Below are 14,216 nucleotides of genomic sequence, written 5' to 3' on the forward strand. Positions count from 1 at the left end.
TGACAACAACGGCAACAAGGATTTTGAGTATATATGCTTCACGCAGCATAGCGTTTCCTGAACGCTGCGCACAAAGGTCTATTGTGACAAGAAACAGGGGCAATTGTCAGCCCACAACGCGTAGAAAGTACCGGAATTACAAATAAAAAAGGCACATCAGTCGATGCGCCCTTGTACTTCGTCACATCCCCAAAGGGGAAATCACTTAGTTTACCGCGTCTTTCAGTGCTTTACCTGCACGGAAGCCCGGTACTTTAGCCGCGGCGATGGTGATCTCTTTACCTGTTTGCGGGTTGCGACCAGTACGGGCAGCACGCTCTTTAACGGCAAAAGTACCAAAACCTACCAGCGCTACGTCATCACCTTCTTTCAGAGATTCGGTAACAGAAGCAATAATTGCATCTAACGCACGTCCAGCCGCAGCTTTAGAGATATCAGCCCCTGCAGCAATTTTGTCGATCAGTTGAGATTTATTCACTCTTCTCTTCCTCTTTATAATTTATATCGCACCTGAATCCTTCAAAGTGCGACCGCGCAGCAGTTATATCAGGCCTGCCATGCCCTTACAACACCCGTTAATGATGGCAAGCCTAATCCGTTATCTAAATTAGCTATACAAAAAAAGGCTGGCAAGCCCGAAATGGCCTGCCAGCCCTGTTTTTATTAATGCTCTTTGCGCGAGGTCACTATTTTGCCGTCACAACCTGCATTCCAGAGGGTTCATTTTGCAACGCAAGAGTCAGAACTTCCTCAATACGTTTCACCGGGTGAATATTAAGATCGGCAATTACGTTGTCCGGAATCTCTTCCAGGTCACGTTTGTTCTCATCGGGAATTAAGACCGTCTTAATGCCGCCACGGTGTGCCGCCAGCAGTTTTTCTTTCAAACCACCGATAGGCAGAACCTGACCACGCAGGGTGATCTCACCCGTCATCGCTACGTCGGCGCGAACTGGGTTACCGGTAAGACAAGACACCAGCGCAGTACACATAGCAATACCCGCACTTGGACCGTCTTTCGGCGTCGCCCCTTCAGGTACGTGAACGTGGATGTCGCGTTTTTCGTAAAAGTCCGGGTTAATACCCAGTTTTTCCGCACGCGCGCGCACCACGGTCAGCGCAGCCTGAATCGACTCCTGCATGACTTCACCCAGAGAACCGGTGTAGGTCAACTTACCTTTACCCGGTACGCAGGCGGTTTCGATAGTCAGCAGATCGCCGCCAACTTCCGTCCACGCCAGACCCGTCACCTGACCAACGCGGTTTTCGTTATCCGCGCGGCCATAGTCAAAGCGCTGTACACCCAGATAGTCGTGCAGATTGTCGCCATTGATCTCAATATGTTTCAGCGATTTATCCAGCAGCAGCTGTTTCACCGCTTTACGGCACAGTTTAGAGATTTCACGTTCCAGACTACGCACGCCTGCTTCACGAGTGTAGTAACGAATAATGCCCACAATGGCGCTATCGTCGACCGTCAGCTCACCTTTTTTCAGCGCATTACGCTCAATCTGTTTCGGCAACAGGTGACGTTTGGCAATGTTCAGCTTTTCGTCTTCGGTATAACCGGACAGACGGATCACTTCCATACGATCCAGCAACGGTGCCGGAATATTCATGGAGTTAGAGGTCGCAACAAACATCACATCGCTGAGATCGTAGTCCACTTCCAGGTAGTGATCGCTGAACGCCACGTTCTGCTCTGGATCCAGCACTTCGAGCAGTGCGGAAGCCGGATCGCCACGCATGTCGGAAGACATTTTGTCGATCTCATCAAGCAGGAACAGCGGGTTTTTAACGCCCACTTTGGCCATTTTCTGGATCAGTTTACCCGGCATAGAACCGATATAGGTCCGGCGGTGACCGCGAATTTCGGCTTCATCACGCACGCCGCCCAGCGCCATACGGATGTATTTACGCCCAGTTGCCTTAGCGATGGACTGCCCCAGAGAGGTTTTACCTACCCCCGGCGGTCCAACCAGACACAGGATCGGCCCCTTGATTTTATTTACACGGCTTTGAACCGCGAGATACTCAAGAATACGGTCTTTGACACGCTCCAGACCATAATGGTCGGTATCGAGGATTTCCTGCGCCTGACGTAGGTCTTTTTTGACCTTGCTACGCGCATTCCACGGCACCTGTACCATCCAGTCGATGTAGCCACGCACCACGGTCGCTTCCGCCGACATAGGAGACATCATTTTCAGCTTCTGCAGTTCTGCTTCCGCTTTCTCTTTTGCCTCTTTCGGCATTTTCGCCGCGTCGATTTTACGCTTCAACGCTTCGTTTTCGTCCGGTGCATCGTCCATCTCACCGAGTTCTTTCTGAATAGCTTTCATCTGCTCGTTCAGATAGTACTCGCGCTGAGATTTTTCCATCTGCTTTTTCACGCGGTTGCGAATGCGTTTCTCAACCTGCAGCAGATCGATTTCAGACTCCATCATCGCCATCAGATATTCCAGACGTTCGTTAACGTCGGACATCTCCAGCACGGACTGCTTGTCAGCCAGCTTCAGCGGCATGTGTGCAGCGATGGTATCCGCCAGACGTGCAGGATCGTCAATGCTGTTCAGCGACGTCAGCACTTCTGGTGGAATTTTCTTGTTCAGCTTGATATAGCCTTCGAACTGGCTAATAGCGGTACGCACCAGCACTTCCTGTTCGCGCTCATCAATAGCAGGCGAGTCAAGGTACTCTGCTTTCGCAGAGAAATGCTCGCCGTTGTCAGACAGCGCAGAAATACGCGCACGCTGTAACCCCTCGACCAGCACTTTTACGGTGCCGTCAGGCAGTTTCAGCATCTGCAAAATAGAGGCCACGGTCCCGACGGTGAAAAGATCGTTTACACCCGGCTCATCCGTTGACGCTTCTTTCTGTGCGACCAGCATGATTTTTTTATCATGGTCCATAGCCGCTTCCAGACAACGGATAGATTTTTCCCGCCCTACAAATAAGGGTATGACCATGTGCGGATAAACCACCACATCGCGCAACGGCAATACGGGGATTTCAATGCGTTCAGAACGCTCAGGATTCATAGAGCTCTCTCTTAGTTTAGTTTCCGCCAGGTAATCAGGTGGTACGACTGTGCTTCACACCACCTTTAACATGTATGTCAGTATATGGGGATGTTTCCCACACATTCAACGCCATGTTTACGGAAAAATAAAAGGGGAGATAAAATCCCCCCTTTTTAATTAAATGTCTGTATGAATTGATGAATTATTCGCCAGATGCCTGCTGCGCTTCCGGCTTACCGTAAATCAGCAATGGCTTGCTCTGACCGCCAATCACCGACTCATCGATCACCACTTTTTCGACGTCTTCCATAGAAGGCAGATCGTACATGGTGTCGAGCAGCGCGGCTTCGACGATAGAACGCAGACCACGAGCACCGGTTTTACGCGCCATCGCTTTCTTAGCGATCGCATCCAGCGCTTCCTCACGGAATTCCAGATCGACACCTTCAAGATTGAACAGCGCCTGGTACTGCTTGGTCAGGGCGTTTTTCGGCTCTTTGAGGATCTGGATCAACGCTTCTTCGCTCAGCTCGCTCAGCGTTGCCACAACCGGCAGACGACCGATGAACTCAGGGATCAGACCAAATTTGATCAGATCTTCCGGTTCGACCTGCGACAGCAGTTCACCTTCGCTGGCTTTATCAGACTGCGCTTTTACCGTTGCGCCAAAACCAATGCCGGAGCCGGTTTCAACACGGTTAGCAATCACTTTATCCAGACCGGCAAAGGCACCACCGCAGATAAACAGGATCTTGGAGGTATCAACCTGCAGGAATTCCTGCTGAGGATGTTTACGACCACCCTGCGGCGGCACGGCAGCAACCGTACCTTCGATCAGTTTCAACAGCGCCTGCTGTACGCCTTCGCCGGAAACGTCACGGGTAATGGACGGGTTATCAGACTTACGAGAAATCTTGTCGATTTCATCGATATAGACGATCCCACGCTGTGCTTTCTGCACGTCGTAATCGCATTTCTGCAACAGCTTCTGAATAATATTTTCAACATCTTCACCCACATAACCGGCTTCGGTCAGCGTGGTGGCATCAGCCATAGTGAACGGAACGTCCAGCAGGCGCGCCAGCGTTTCAGCCAGCAGCGTTTTACCGGAACCCGTCGGGCCAATCAGCAGGATGTTACTTTTGCCCAACTCAACACCATTGCTGGTGTCGCCGTTGCGCAGACGTTTGTAATGGTTGTATACCGCGACCGCCAGCACTTTCTTCGCCTGCTCCTGACCGATAACGTAATCGTCCAGGTGGTTGCGAATTTCATGTGGCGTCGGCAGCGCACTGCGTTCACGGTGCGGTGCTACTTCCTTAATCTCTTCGCGAATGATGTCGTTGCATAAATCAACACATTCGTCGCAGATATACACGGATGGACCGGCAATCAGCTTACGCACTTCATGCTGGCTTTTGCCGCAAAAAGAGCAGTACAACAATTTGCCCGAGCCATCTTTGCGTTTATCTGTCATGGGTCAAAACCTCTTCTTTGTTCTTTGTGCCGCACACGACGACGCAAATGCCATTCTCAGGCGCAAGACGCTAGTCAGCGTTGTGCCGCTCCAGGTAATTATAGCGGCACACCTGCGCACTGGGCATTAATTACGATGGGTCAAAATCGAGTCGACCAGACCGTACTCTACCGCTTCAGAAGCGGAGAGGAAGCGATCGCGCTCGGTATCACGTTCAATCTGCTCAAGAGATTGACCCGTATGATGCGCCATAAGTTCGTTCATGCGCCCTTTTACCTTCAGGATTTCACGGGCATGAATTTCAATATCCGTTGCCTGGCCCTGGTAACCGCCCAGAGGCTGGTGGATCATGACGCGAGAGTTAGGCAGGCAAAAACGTTTGCCTTTCGCCCCGGCGGTCAGCAGGAACGCACCCATTGAGGCCGCCTGGCCCATACAAATAGTGCTGACGTCCGGCTTAATAAACTGCATGGTGTCATAGATAGACATCCCGGCAGTGATCACTCCACCAGGGGAGTTGATGTACAGGTAGATATCTTTTTCTGGGTTTTCTGCTTCCAGGAACAGCATCTGCGCCACGATCAGGTTAGCCATATGGTCTTCGACCTGGCCGGTCAGAAAAATGACGCGTTCCTTAAGTAGACGAGAATAGATATCAAAAGAGCGCTCACCACGTGAGGTCTGTTCAATGACCATCGGCACCAGCGCCATATGGGGTGCAAAGTTATCTCGTTCGCCGCTGTATGACATTTCCGTCTCCTGGATAAAATTTGAAAAAACCTGCTGTGCTGATTGTAACCTTATGGACGGATTATCAGCTAGTCCCTCAGTAATGGGTACGACATCGCCATAATTCAAGCATAACAATCTTTTGTTGTAACGCTAACACTGAAACGCTGTTTTCGCACTCTTCCCATGCAAAATGCGTGACAAAAAAAAACCCGCCACCAAAAGGTGACGGGCTTGCGTACGAAATTCGAGCTAAAAAAGCGACGAATTACGCCTGCTGGTTCATCAGTTCGTTGAAGGAAGTGGCTTTTTCAGTCACTTTCGCTTTCGCCAGAACGGCTTCAACAGCCTGCTCTTCCAGAGCGACGTTACGCATGTTGTCCATCAGCTCTTTGTTTTTGCTGTAGAACTCAACAACTTCTTTCGGATCTTCGTAAGCAGAAGCCATCTCTTCGATCAGGCCTTTAACGCGATCTTCGTCAGCTTTCAGTTCGTTGGTACGAATCACTTCGCCCAGCAGCAGACCAACAACTACGCGACGCTTAGCCTGTTCTTCGAACAATTCACGCGGCAGTTCCAGAGCTTGTTTCTCGTTGCCACCGAAACGCTGTGCAGCCTGACGACGCAGAACGTCGATTTCGCTGTCGATCAGTGCAGCCGGAACGTCGATGTCGTTAGCTTTTACCAGACCTTCGATCGCCTGAGACTTAACGCGGTTACGCACAGCGCCTTTCAGCTCGCGTTCCATGTTTTTACGGACTTCAGCGCGCAGACCTGCTACGGAACCATCTTCAACGCCGAAACGTTTGATGAATTCTTCAGTCAGTTCCGGCAGTTCGCGTTCTTCAACTTTCTTCAGGTTGATAACGAACTTCGCAGCTTTACCTTTCAGGTTTTCAGCGTGGTACTCTTCTGGGAAGGTCACGTCGATAGTGAACTCTTCGCCAGCTTTGTGGCCTTTAACGCCTTCTTCAAAGCCCGGGATCATACGACCCTGGCCCATCGCCAGTACGAAGTCAGACGCTTTGCCGCCTTCGAACTCTTCGCCGTCTACAGAACCGGTGAAGTCGATGGTTACACGGTCTTCTGCATCAGCAGCGCCGTCTTTGTCTTTCCAGGTAGCCTGCTGCTTGCGCAGGGTGTCCAGCATTACGTCAACGTCAGCGTCGGTAACTTCAACAACCGGTTTTTCAACTTCGATTGCTTCCAGGCCAGTCAGCTCAACTTCCGGGTAAACTTCGAACTCTACCGCGTAAGTAAAATCTTCACCCAGTTTGTATTCGCCCGGAACGTAGTTCGGTGCGCCAGCCGGATTGATTTTTTCTTTGATGATCGCGTCAACGAAGTTGCGGCTCATCAGGTCACCCAGAACGTCCTGGCGAACAGACGCGCCATAACGCTGAGCAACAACATTCATCGGTACTTTTCCTTTGCGGAAACCGTCAATACGCACTTTCTTCGCTACGTTGACCAGCTCGCTTTTCACAGCGGTCTCGATGCTGTCAGCAGCGATAGTAATCGTTACACGGCGGCCAAGGCCTTGAGTGGTTTCAACTGAAACTTGCATCTTGTTACCTCAAAAAATCACAGTGCTCGGTCAACTCTTCTCCGCAAGCACAGGTTGTTGGCTTCGCGGAACTGGGATGTTCTCATAAGCAATCACATTCCCTGTCGTCAGAATCATCCCGAAGACATTCCGAAAAATAAGACGCGCATTATAGCGGCATCACTTTTATGAGTCGAGAACGGTTATCGCGCGTTGCTGCGGCTTTTTTCACAATTCCCGGCTAATTTTTGTCTGAATACTGTACGACTGCCCCAGAATTCAGACAAAACAAAACGGCCCGCAGGCCGCTTTCACATAATCTGTAGCAACATACTGGAAAAGCGTCGGTTGTTGCAAATCCGTTTTTACGCGATGCTTCCCGCGCCACGACACGGAGGCGATGCAAAAATCGTATCCTGCAACGCTTCCCACTCCTTAATAGTGTAGGTATGCAGGGCAAGCGCATGAACGGTTGTGGAAAGTTCCGCCGTTAATGTGCTGTAAATCATCCGATGACGATTAAGAAAACGTTCACCTGTAAAGCGATCGCTAACCAGTACAACCTTAAAGTGGCTTTCAGAACCAGCCGGGACATTGTGACAATAGCTTTCATCCACAACTTCGAGGAACACGGGTTCGAACGCTGCCCTTAATTTTTCTTCTATTTGCTCACGAATCATCATGAAATTTTTCCTCCGACAACGCTGAGATGTCACCCATCCCTTTAAATACTAGCCGCTTTTACCGTTTTCATTACACCTTAGCAACAAAAAATTAGCGCTTGTCTGATTTTCTCATTCAAACGGATGAAGTTCACTGATTCCTCACTCCAATTTATTGCAAAAAGTCCGTTTATAGTCTCTACAAAGTCATAAAACGGACAACACAATGAATTTACATGCGTTACCCACTTCCCCTCATCGTTGGCGATGTTATGATGGCGGGAATTTTCTCTAACCATACAATTTAGATTCGCTGAGAGCCCTGGCATGTTTAAAAAAATCCTCGTCCCGTTTGTCGCACTGTTTATGTTAGCTGGATGCGCAACGCCGCCGACCACTATTGAAGTCTCCCCGAAAATTACCCTGCCGCAGCAGGACCCGAGCCTGATGGGTGTGACCGTTAGCATCAATGGTGCCGACCAGCGCCAGGATCAAGCGCTGGCAAAAGTCACCCGTGACAACCAACTGGTTACCCTGACCGCATCCCGCGATCTGCGTTTCCTGCTGCAAGAAGTGCTGGAAAAACAGATGACCGCACGTGGTTATATGATTGGACCAAACGGTGCAGTCAACCTGCAAATCATTGTTAACCAGCTGTATGCTGACGTGTCTCAGGGTAGCGTGCGCTATAACATCGCTACCAAAGCAGACATCGCCATCATCGCGACCGCCGCCAACGGCAACAAGATGACCAAAAACTACCGTGCAAGCTATTCTGTTGAAGGTGCTCTGCAGGCCTCTAACAAAAATATCGCTAATGCCGTTAACAGCGTACTGACCGATACCATCGCTGATATGTCTCAGGACACCAGCGTTCACGATTTCATCAAGCAGAACGCTCGTTAATTTCTGCCCATATGGCCCGGCGTTCGTCGGGCCTATAGAAGCCCATGTCCAGTCATTACTTACGTATTTTTCAGCAGCCACGCTCAGCTATCCTGCTCATTCTGGGGTTCGCCTCCGGTTTACCGCTCGCACTCACCTCCGGTACGCTTCAGGCATGGATGACGGTCGAGAATATCGATCTTAAAACCATCGGTTTCTTTTCCCTGGTCGGTCAGGCCTACGTATTTAAGTTTCTCTGGTCCCCGTTGATGGACCGTTACACGCCACCGTTTTTAGGTCGACGTCGCGGCTGGCTGCTGGCGACCCAGGTGCTGTTGTTAATTTCTATCGCCGCGATGGGCTTTCTGGAGCCTGGCACACAGTTACGCTGGATGGCCGCACTCGCAGTAGTGATCGCTTTTTGCTCGGCATCGCAGGATATCGTCTTTGATGCCTGGAAAACCGACGTATTGCCCGCAGAAGACCGCGGCACCGGCGCGGCGATCAGCGTGCTGGGCTATCGATTAGGGATGCTGGTTTCAGGCGGACTGGCCCTGTGGATGGCCGATCGCTGGCTGGGCTGGCAAGGGATGTACTGGCTGATGGCTGCGCTGTTGATTCCTTGTATCATCGCCACCCTGTTAGCACCCGAACCGACTGACACCATTCCGGTGCCTAAAACGCTGGAACAGGCGGTTGCGGCTCCGCTGCGCGACTTCTTTGGTCGTAACAACGCCTGGCTGATCTTACTGCTTATTGTGCTGTATAAGCTCGGGGATGCCTTTGCCATGAGCCTGACCACCACCTTTTTAATCCGCGGCGTTGGGTTTGATGCCGGTGAAGTTGGCGTGGTGAATAAAACACTGGGGCTACTGGCCACCATTGTTGGCGCGCTGTACGGCGGGATCCTGATGCAGCGCCTTTCGCTGTTCCGCGCATTGCTTATTTTCGGCATCCTGCAAGGGGCGTCGAATGCGGGCTACTGGCTACTGTCCATCACGGACAAACACATGTTTAGCATGGCGGCGGCCGTCTTCTTTGAAAACCTGTGCGGTGGAATGGGCACGGCAGCATTTGTCGCCTTATTAATGACGCTGTGCAATAAGTCCTTCTCAGCGACCCAGTTCGCCCTCCTCTCCGCGCTTTCTGCCGTTGGCCGCGTTTACGTTGGCCCGGTAGCGGGTTGGTTTGTCGAAGCACACGGCTGGCCGACGTTTTATCTGTTCTCGGTGTTTGCCGCGATTCCTGGTCTGATACTGCTGCTGGTATGCCGCCAGACTCTGGAACATAGCTGGCAAAATGAAAGCTTTATTCCACGCACGGAATTTCGTGGGGCGTACAGTCTGGCATTAATGACGCTGGTTGCGGGCTGCTGCCTGCTGCTGGTTTGGCTGCTGCTGTTAACCATGAACGCGCTGGATTACACCAACTTCTCCTTCCTGCCAGAACTGCTTGAAGTCTCGGTGGTGGTCGCAGTCTGCGGGGTCGTTTTTGGTGGATTGCTGGATTATCTGGCACTGCGAAAAACACGTCTGGCGTAAAAAAACCGCATTAATATCGCCGTTGTAATCACCCTACGTAATTATAACGGCGAAATAAGCAACAACTGCTAAAAATAATATTTGTTATTTTGTGCGCCAAAGAATTTGGAAATTATTGACGCCTTTTATATATACTATTTTCCTTACTCGATTCAGCCACGAAAGATTTATTTTTTGTTCCTCAATTGTCCCTTTATTGATAATCAATTGTTAAACAATTGTTTTATTTTCGTATTGGTTATACCAATTGCCCTCAGTACGCCCCCCACCCGCCCGCTTTCGTTATAACGTGATGTTGCAACAGGTTCTTAAAGCCAAAGCGACATATATTGCAACATATGTGACATGCACGGCAGAACCCAGTAACACAGATCTAGAGATGTTTACAGTAATGTAACCTTCCCGTAAAATGCCCTCACACTTTAAACGCCACCCGGTCCCGTGGAATTGAGGTCGTTAAATGAGACTCAGGAAATACAATAAAAGTTTGGGATGGTTGTCATTAATTGCAGGCACTGCATTACTCAGTGGCTGTAATTCTGCGCTGCTTGACCCTAAAGGACAGATTGGACTGGAACAACGGTCATTGATACTGACGGCATTTGGCCTGATGTTGATTGTCGTTATTCCCGCCATCTTGATGGCTGTTGGTTTTGCCTGGAAGTATCGTGCAAGCAATAAAGATGCGAAGTACAGCCCGAACTGGTCACACTCCAATAAAGTGGAAGCTGTGGTCTGGACGGTGCCGATCTTAATCATCATTTTCCTTGCCGTCCTGACCTGGAAAACCACTCACGCTCTTGAGCCAAGCAAACCGCTGGCGCATGACGAGAAGCCCATTACCATCGAAGTGGTTTCCATGGACTGGAAATGGTTCTTCATCTATCCGGAACAGGGTATCGCTACCGTGAATGAAATCGCCTTCCCGGCGAATACTCCGGTTGAATTCAAAGTGACTTCCAACTCCGTGATGAACTCCTTCTTTATCCCGCGTCTGGGTAGCCAGATTTATGCCATGGCCGGTATGCAGACTCGACTGCATCTGATCGCCAACGAAGTCGGTACTTATGATGGTATCTCCGCAAGTTATAGCGGACCAGGCTTCTCCGGTATGAAGTTCAAGGCTATCGCAACAAAGGACCGCGCCGAATTCGACCAATGGGTTGCTAAAGCTAAACAGTCCACGAACACCATGAGCGACATGGCAGCGTTCGAGAAAGTGGCTGCGCCAAGCGAATACAACCAGGTGGAATACTTCTCCAACGTGAAACCGGATTTGTTTAAAGACGTTATTAACAAATTTATGGCTCACGGTAAGAGCATGGACATGACCCAACCCGAAGGTGAGCACAGCGCACACGAAGGCATGGAAGGCATGGACATGAGCCACGCGGAATCCGCTCACTAAGGGGCCGAGGAAGAATACGATGTTCGGAAAATTGACGCTGGATGCAGTTCCGTTCCATGAACCTATTGTCATGGTTACGATTGCTGCCATTATCATCGGTGGTGCGGCCTTACTGGGCCTTATCACTTACTTCGGTAAGTGGACCTACCTGTGGAAAGAGTGGCTGACTTCTGTTGACCACAAACGCCTTGGCATCATGTATGTCATCGTCGCAATCGTCATGTTGATTCGTGGCTTTGCCGACGCCATCATGATGCGTAGTCAGCAAGCGCTGGCTTCTGCAGGTGAAGCGGGCTTCCTGCCTCCTCACCACTACGACCAGATCTTCACGGCTCACGGCGTGATTATGATCTTCTTCGTGGCAATGCCATTTGTTATCGGTCTGATGAACCTGGTGGTTCCGCTGCAGATCGGCGCACGTGACGTTGCATTCCCGTTCCTGAACAACCTGAGCTTCTGGTTCACCGTTGTCGGCGTAATCCTGGTTAACCTTTCTCTGGGCGTGGGTGAATTCGCGCAGACCGGTTGGCTGGCGTATCCGCCACTTTCGGGAATAGAGTACAGTCCAAGCGTCGGGGTCGACTATTGGATATGGGCAGTCCAGTTGTCCGGTATTGGTACAACCCTGACCGGTATCAACTTCTTTGTGACCATCATTAAGATGCGTGCGCCAGGAATGACCATGTTCAAGATGCCGGTGTTTAGCTGGGCATCTCTGTGCGCGAACATCCTGATCATCGCTTCTTTCCCAATCCTGACGGTTACCGTCGCGTTGCTGACCCTGGATCGCTATCTGGGCACCCATTTCTTTACCAACGATATGGGCGGCAACATGATGATGTACATCAACCTGATTTGGGCCTGGGGCCATCCGGAAGTGTACATTCTGGTTCTGCCAGTCTTCGGTGTGTTCTCCGAAATCGCGGCAACCTTCTCACGTAAACGTCTGTTTGGTTACACCTCTCTGGTGTGGGCAACCGTGTGTATCACCGTTCTGTCGTTCGTTGTTTGGCTACACCACTTCTTCACCATGGGTGCGGGCGCTAACGTAAACGCCTTCTTCGGTATCACCACCATGATTATCGCCATCCCGACTGGGGTGAAGATCTTCAACTGGCTGTTCACTATGTATCAGGGCCGTATCGTATTCCACTCAGCAATGCTGTGGACGATTGGCTTTATCGTCACCTTCTCAGTCGGCGGCATGACCGGTGTACTGCTGGCGGTGCCGGGTGCGGACTTCGTTCTGCACAACAGTCTGTTCCTGATTGCGCACTTCCATAACGTTATCATCGGCGGCGTTGTATTTGGATGCTTCGCTGGTATGACCTACTGGTGGCCAAAAGCGTTTGGCTTCACGCTGAACGAAACCTGGGGTAAACGCGCATTCTGGTTCTGGATCATCGGCTTCTTCGTAGCATTTATGCCACTGTACGTGCTGGGCTTCATGGGTATGACCCGTCGCCTCAGCCAGCAGATTGATCCACAGTTCCATCCGATGCTGGTCGTTGCCGCCTGCGGCGCCGCGCTGATTGCACTGGGTATCCTGTGCCAGCTGATTCAGATCTTCGTTTCTATTCGCGACCGCGAGCAGAACCGTGACCTGACCGGTGACCCATGGGGAGGTCGTACGCTGGAGTGGGCAACCTCTTCCCCGCCTCCGTTCTATAACTTTGCCGTTGTGCCGCACGTTCACGAGCGTGATGCCTTCTGGGAAATGAAAGAAAAAGGTGAAGCGTACAAGCAGCCTGCGCACTATGAAGAAATTCATATGCCGAAGAACAGCGGTGCCGGTATCGTCATTACCGCCTTCGCAACACTGTTTGGTTTCGCCATGATCTGGCATATCTGGTGGCTGGCGATTGCAAGCTTCGCAGGCATGATCATCAGCTGGATTGTGAAAAGCTTTGATGAAGACGTGGATTACTACGTGCCGGTCCCGGAAGTCGAAAAACTGGAAAACCAGCATTTCGATGAGATTACTAAGGCAGGGCTGAAAAATGGCAACTGATACTTTAACGCACGCGACTGCCCACGCGCACGAACACGGGCACCACGATGCAGGCCAGACCAAGATCTTCGGATTCTGGGTCTACCTGATGAGCGACTGCATTCTGTTCTCTATTCTGTTTGCAACCTATGCCGTTCTGGTGAACGGCACCGCAGGTGGCCCGACAGGTAAGGACATTTTTGAACTGCCGTTCGTTCTGGTTGAAACATTCCTGCTGTTATTCAGCTCCATTACTTACGGCATGGCAGCGATTGCCATGTACAAGAACAACAAGAGCCAGGTTATCTCCTGGCTGGCGTTGACCTTCTTGTTCGGTGCCGGATTCATCGGGATGGAACTCTATGAATTCCATCACCTGATTGTTAACGGTATGGGCCCGGATCGCAGCGGCTTCCTGTCTGCGTTCTTCGCGCTGGTCGGTACGCACGGTCTGCACGTCACCTCCGGTCTTATCTGGATGGCGGTGCTGATGGTGCAAGTTGCTCGTCGCGGTCTGACCAGTACTAACCGTACCCGCATCATGTGCCTGAGCCTGTTCTGGCACTTCCTGGATGTGGTGTGGATCTGTGTGTTCACTGTTGTTTATCTGATGGGGGCGATGTAATGAGTCATTCTAACGAGAGCGGCGGCGCATCCCATGGCAGCGTAAAAACCTACATGACAGGTTTTATTCTGTCGATCATCCTGACGGTCATTCCGTTTTGGATGGTGATGACAGGTTCTGCCTCACCGGCCGTCATTCTGGGAACTATTCTGGCAATGGCAGTGGTACAGATTCTGGTGCACCTGGTGTGCTTCCTGCACATGAATAGCAAATCTGATGAAGGTTGGAACATGACGGCCTTTGTCTTTACTGTGCTAATCATCGCCATCCTGGTTGTGGGCTCCATCTGGATTATGTGGAACCTTAACTACAACATGATGATGCACTAAG

12 protein-coding genes are annotated in these 14,216 nt (G+C 50.9%); 6 read left to right on the forward strand and 6 right to left on the reverse strand.

Annotated elements, in window-relative coordinates; all coding sequences use genetic code 11:
• Positions 1-205: 205 nt before the first annotated feature.
• The 6 genes from hupB to bolA form a co-directional block, all read right to left on the reverse strand.
• Positions 206-496, reverse strand: a complete 291-nt coding sequence (hupB, locus tag OGY06_RS08890; protein WP_219352570.1) for a nucleoid-associated protein HU-beta — start codon at positions 494-496, stop codon at positions 206-208.
• 190 nt (positions 497-686) lie between these two features.
• Positions 687-3,041, reverse strand: coding sequence for an endopeptidase La (gene lon / locus OGY06_RS08895; RefSeq protein WP_003831014.1), 2,355 nt, complete (start codon positions 3,039-3,041; stop codon positions 687-689).
• 184 nt (positions 3,042-3,225) lie between these two features.
• Positions 3,226-4,500, reverse strand: coding sequence for an ATP-dependent protease ATP-binding subunit ClpX (gene clpX, locus OGY06_RS08900; protein WP_003831013.1), 1,275 nt, complete (start codon positions 4,498-4,500; stop codon positions 3,226-3,228).
• 126 nt (positions 4,501-4,626) lie between these two features.
• Positions 4,627-5,250: an ATP-dependent Clp endopeptidase proteolytic subunit ClpP gene (gene clpP, locus OGY06_RS08905; protein WP_003021624.1), complete on the reverse strand. Its 624-nt coding sequence runs from the start codon at positions 5,248-5,250 to the stop codon at positions 4,627-4,629.
• Positions 5,251-5,497: 247 nt separating this feature from the next.
• Positions 5,498-6,796, reverse strand: a complete 1,299-nt coding sequence (tig, locus tag OGY06_RS08910; protein WP_003021622.1) for a trigger factor — start codon at positions 6,794-6,796, stop codon at positions 5,498-5,500.
• Positions 6,797-7,140: 344 nt separating this feature from the next.
• Positions 7,141-7,458: a transcriptional regulator BolA gene (gene bolA / locus OGY06_RS08915; protein WP_286605119.1), complete on the reverse strand. Its 318-nt coding sequence runs from the start codon at positions 7,456-7,458 to the stop codon at positions 7,141-7,143.
• A gap of 306 nt (positions 7,459-7,764) precedes the next feature.
• On the opposite strand from bolA, the gene OGY06_RS08920 reads away from it, so the two are divergent.
• The 6 genes from OGY06_RS08920 to OGY06_RS08945 all read left to right on the forward strand — a co-directional run bounded on the left by OGY06_RS08920 (position 7,765) and on the right by OGY06_RS08945 (position 14,215).
• Positions 7,765-8,343, forward strand: a complete 579-nt coding sequence (locus OGY06_RS08920) for a lipoprotein (RefSeq protein WP_032941838.1) — start codon at positions 7,765-7,767, stop codon at positions 8,341-8,343.
• Positions 8,344-8,387: 44 nt separating this feature from the next.
• Positions 8,388-9,863, forward strand: a complete 1,476-nt coding sequence (gene ampG, locus OGY06_RS08925; RefSeq protein WP_063941308.1) for a muropeptide MFS transporter AmpG — start codon at positions 8,388-8,390, stop codon at positions 9,861-9,863.
• A 460-nt stretch (positions 9,864-10,323) separates the two neighbouring features.
• Positions 10,324-11,271, forward strand: a complete 948-nt coding sequence (gene cyoA, locus OGY06_RS08930) for a cytochrome o ubiquinol oxidase subunit II (RefSeq protein ID WP_032942534.1) — start codon at positions 10,324-10,326, stop codon at positions 11,269-11,271.
• Between the two features lie 19 nt (positions 11,272-11,290).
• Positions 11,291-13,282 (forward strand): cytochrome o ubiquinol oxidase subunit I, encoded by a 1,992-nt coding sequence (cyoB, locus tag OGY06_RS08935; protein WP_003831008.1) that lies wholly within the window; start codon positions 11,291-11,293, stop codon positions 13,280-13,282.
• Positions 13,272-13,886, forward strand: coding sequence for a cytochrome o ubiquinol oxidase subunit III (locus tag OGY06_RS08940; protein WP_003831007.1), 615 nt, complete (start codon positions 13,272-13,274; stop codon positions 13,884-13,886). The genes cyoB and OGY06_RS08940 overlap by 11 nt, the downstream gene beginning before the upstream one ends.
• Positions 13,886-14,215 (forward strand): cytochrome o ubiquinol oxidase subunit IV, encoded by a 330-nt coding sequence (locus OGY06_RS08945; RefSeq protein ID WP_003831006.1) that lies wholly within the window; start codon positions 13,886-13,888, stop codon positions 14,213-14,215. The genes OGY06_RS08940 and OGY06_RS08945 overlap by 1 nt, the downstream gene beginning before the upstream one ends.
• Position 14,216: the final 1 nt, after the last annotated feature.

Source organism: Citrobacter sp. Cpo147, assembly GCF_030332405.1.
In the GTDB taxonomy this organism is placed as follows: domain Bacteria; phylum Pseudomonadota; class Gammaproteobacteria; order Enterobacterales; family Enterobacteriaceae; genus Citrobacter; species Citrobacter portucalensis.

Excerpts from the sequence above, each read along its gene's own strand:
- OGY06_RS08920 (WP_032941838.1), top strand. The coding sequence starts at position 7,765 with ATGTTTAAAAAAATCCTCGTCCCGTTTGTCGCACTGTTTATGTTAGCT.
- cyoA (WP_032942534.1), top strand. The coding sequence starts at position 10,324 with ATGAGACTCAGGAAATACAATAAAAGTTTGGGATGGTTGTCATTAATT.
- OGY06_RS08945 (WP_003831006.1), top strand. The coding sequence starts at position 13,886 with ATGAGTCATTCTAACGAGAGCGGCGGCGCATCCCATGGCAGCGTAAAA.
- clpP (WP_003021624.1), bottom strand. The coding sequence starts at position 5,250 with ATGTCATACAGCGGCGAACGAGATAACTTTGCACCCCATATGGCGCTG.
- OGY06_RS08940 (WP_003831007.1), top strand. The coding sequence starts at position 13,272 with ATGGCAACTGATACTTTAACGCACGCGACTGCCCACGCGCACGAACAC.
- cyoB (WP_003831008.1), top strand. The coding sequence starts at position 11,291 with ATGTTCGGAAAATTGACGCTGGATGCAGTTCCGTTCCATGAACCTATT.
- lon (WP_003831014.1), bottom strand. The coding sequence starts at position 3,041 with ATGAATCCTGAGCGTTCTGAACGCATTGAAATCCCCGTATTGCCGTTG.
- ampG (WP_063941308.1), top strand. The coding sequence starts at position 8,388 with ATGTCCAGTCATTACTTACGTATTTTTCAGCAGCCACGCTCAGCTATC.
- bolA (WP_286605119.1), bottom strand. The coding sequence starts at position 7,458 with ATGATGATTCGTGAGCAAATAGAAGAAAAATTAAGGGCAGCGTTCGAA.
- tig (WP_003021622.1), bottom strand. The coding sequence starts at position 6,796 with ATGCAAGTTTCAGTTGAAACCACTCAAGGCCTTGGCCGCCGTGTAACG.
- clpX (WP_003831013.1), bottom strand. The coding sequence starts at position 4,500 with ATGACAGATAAACGCAAAGATGGCTCGGGCAAATTGTTGTACTGCTCT.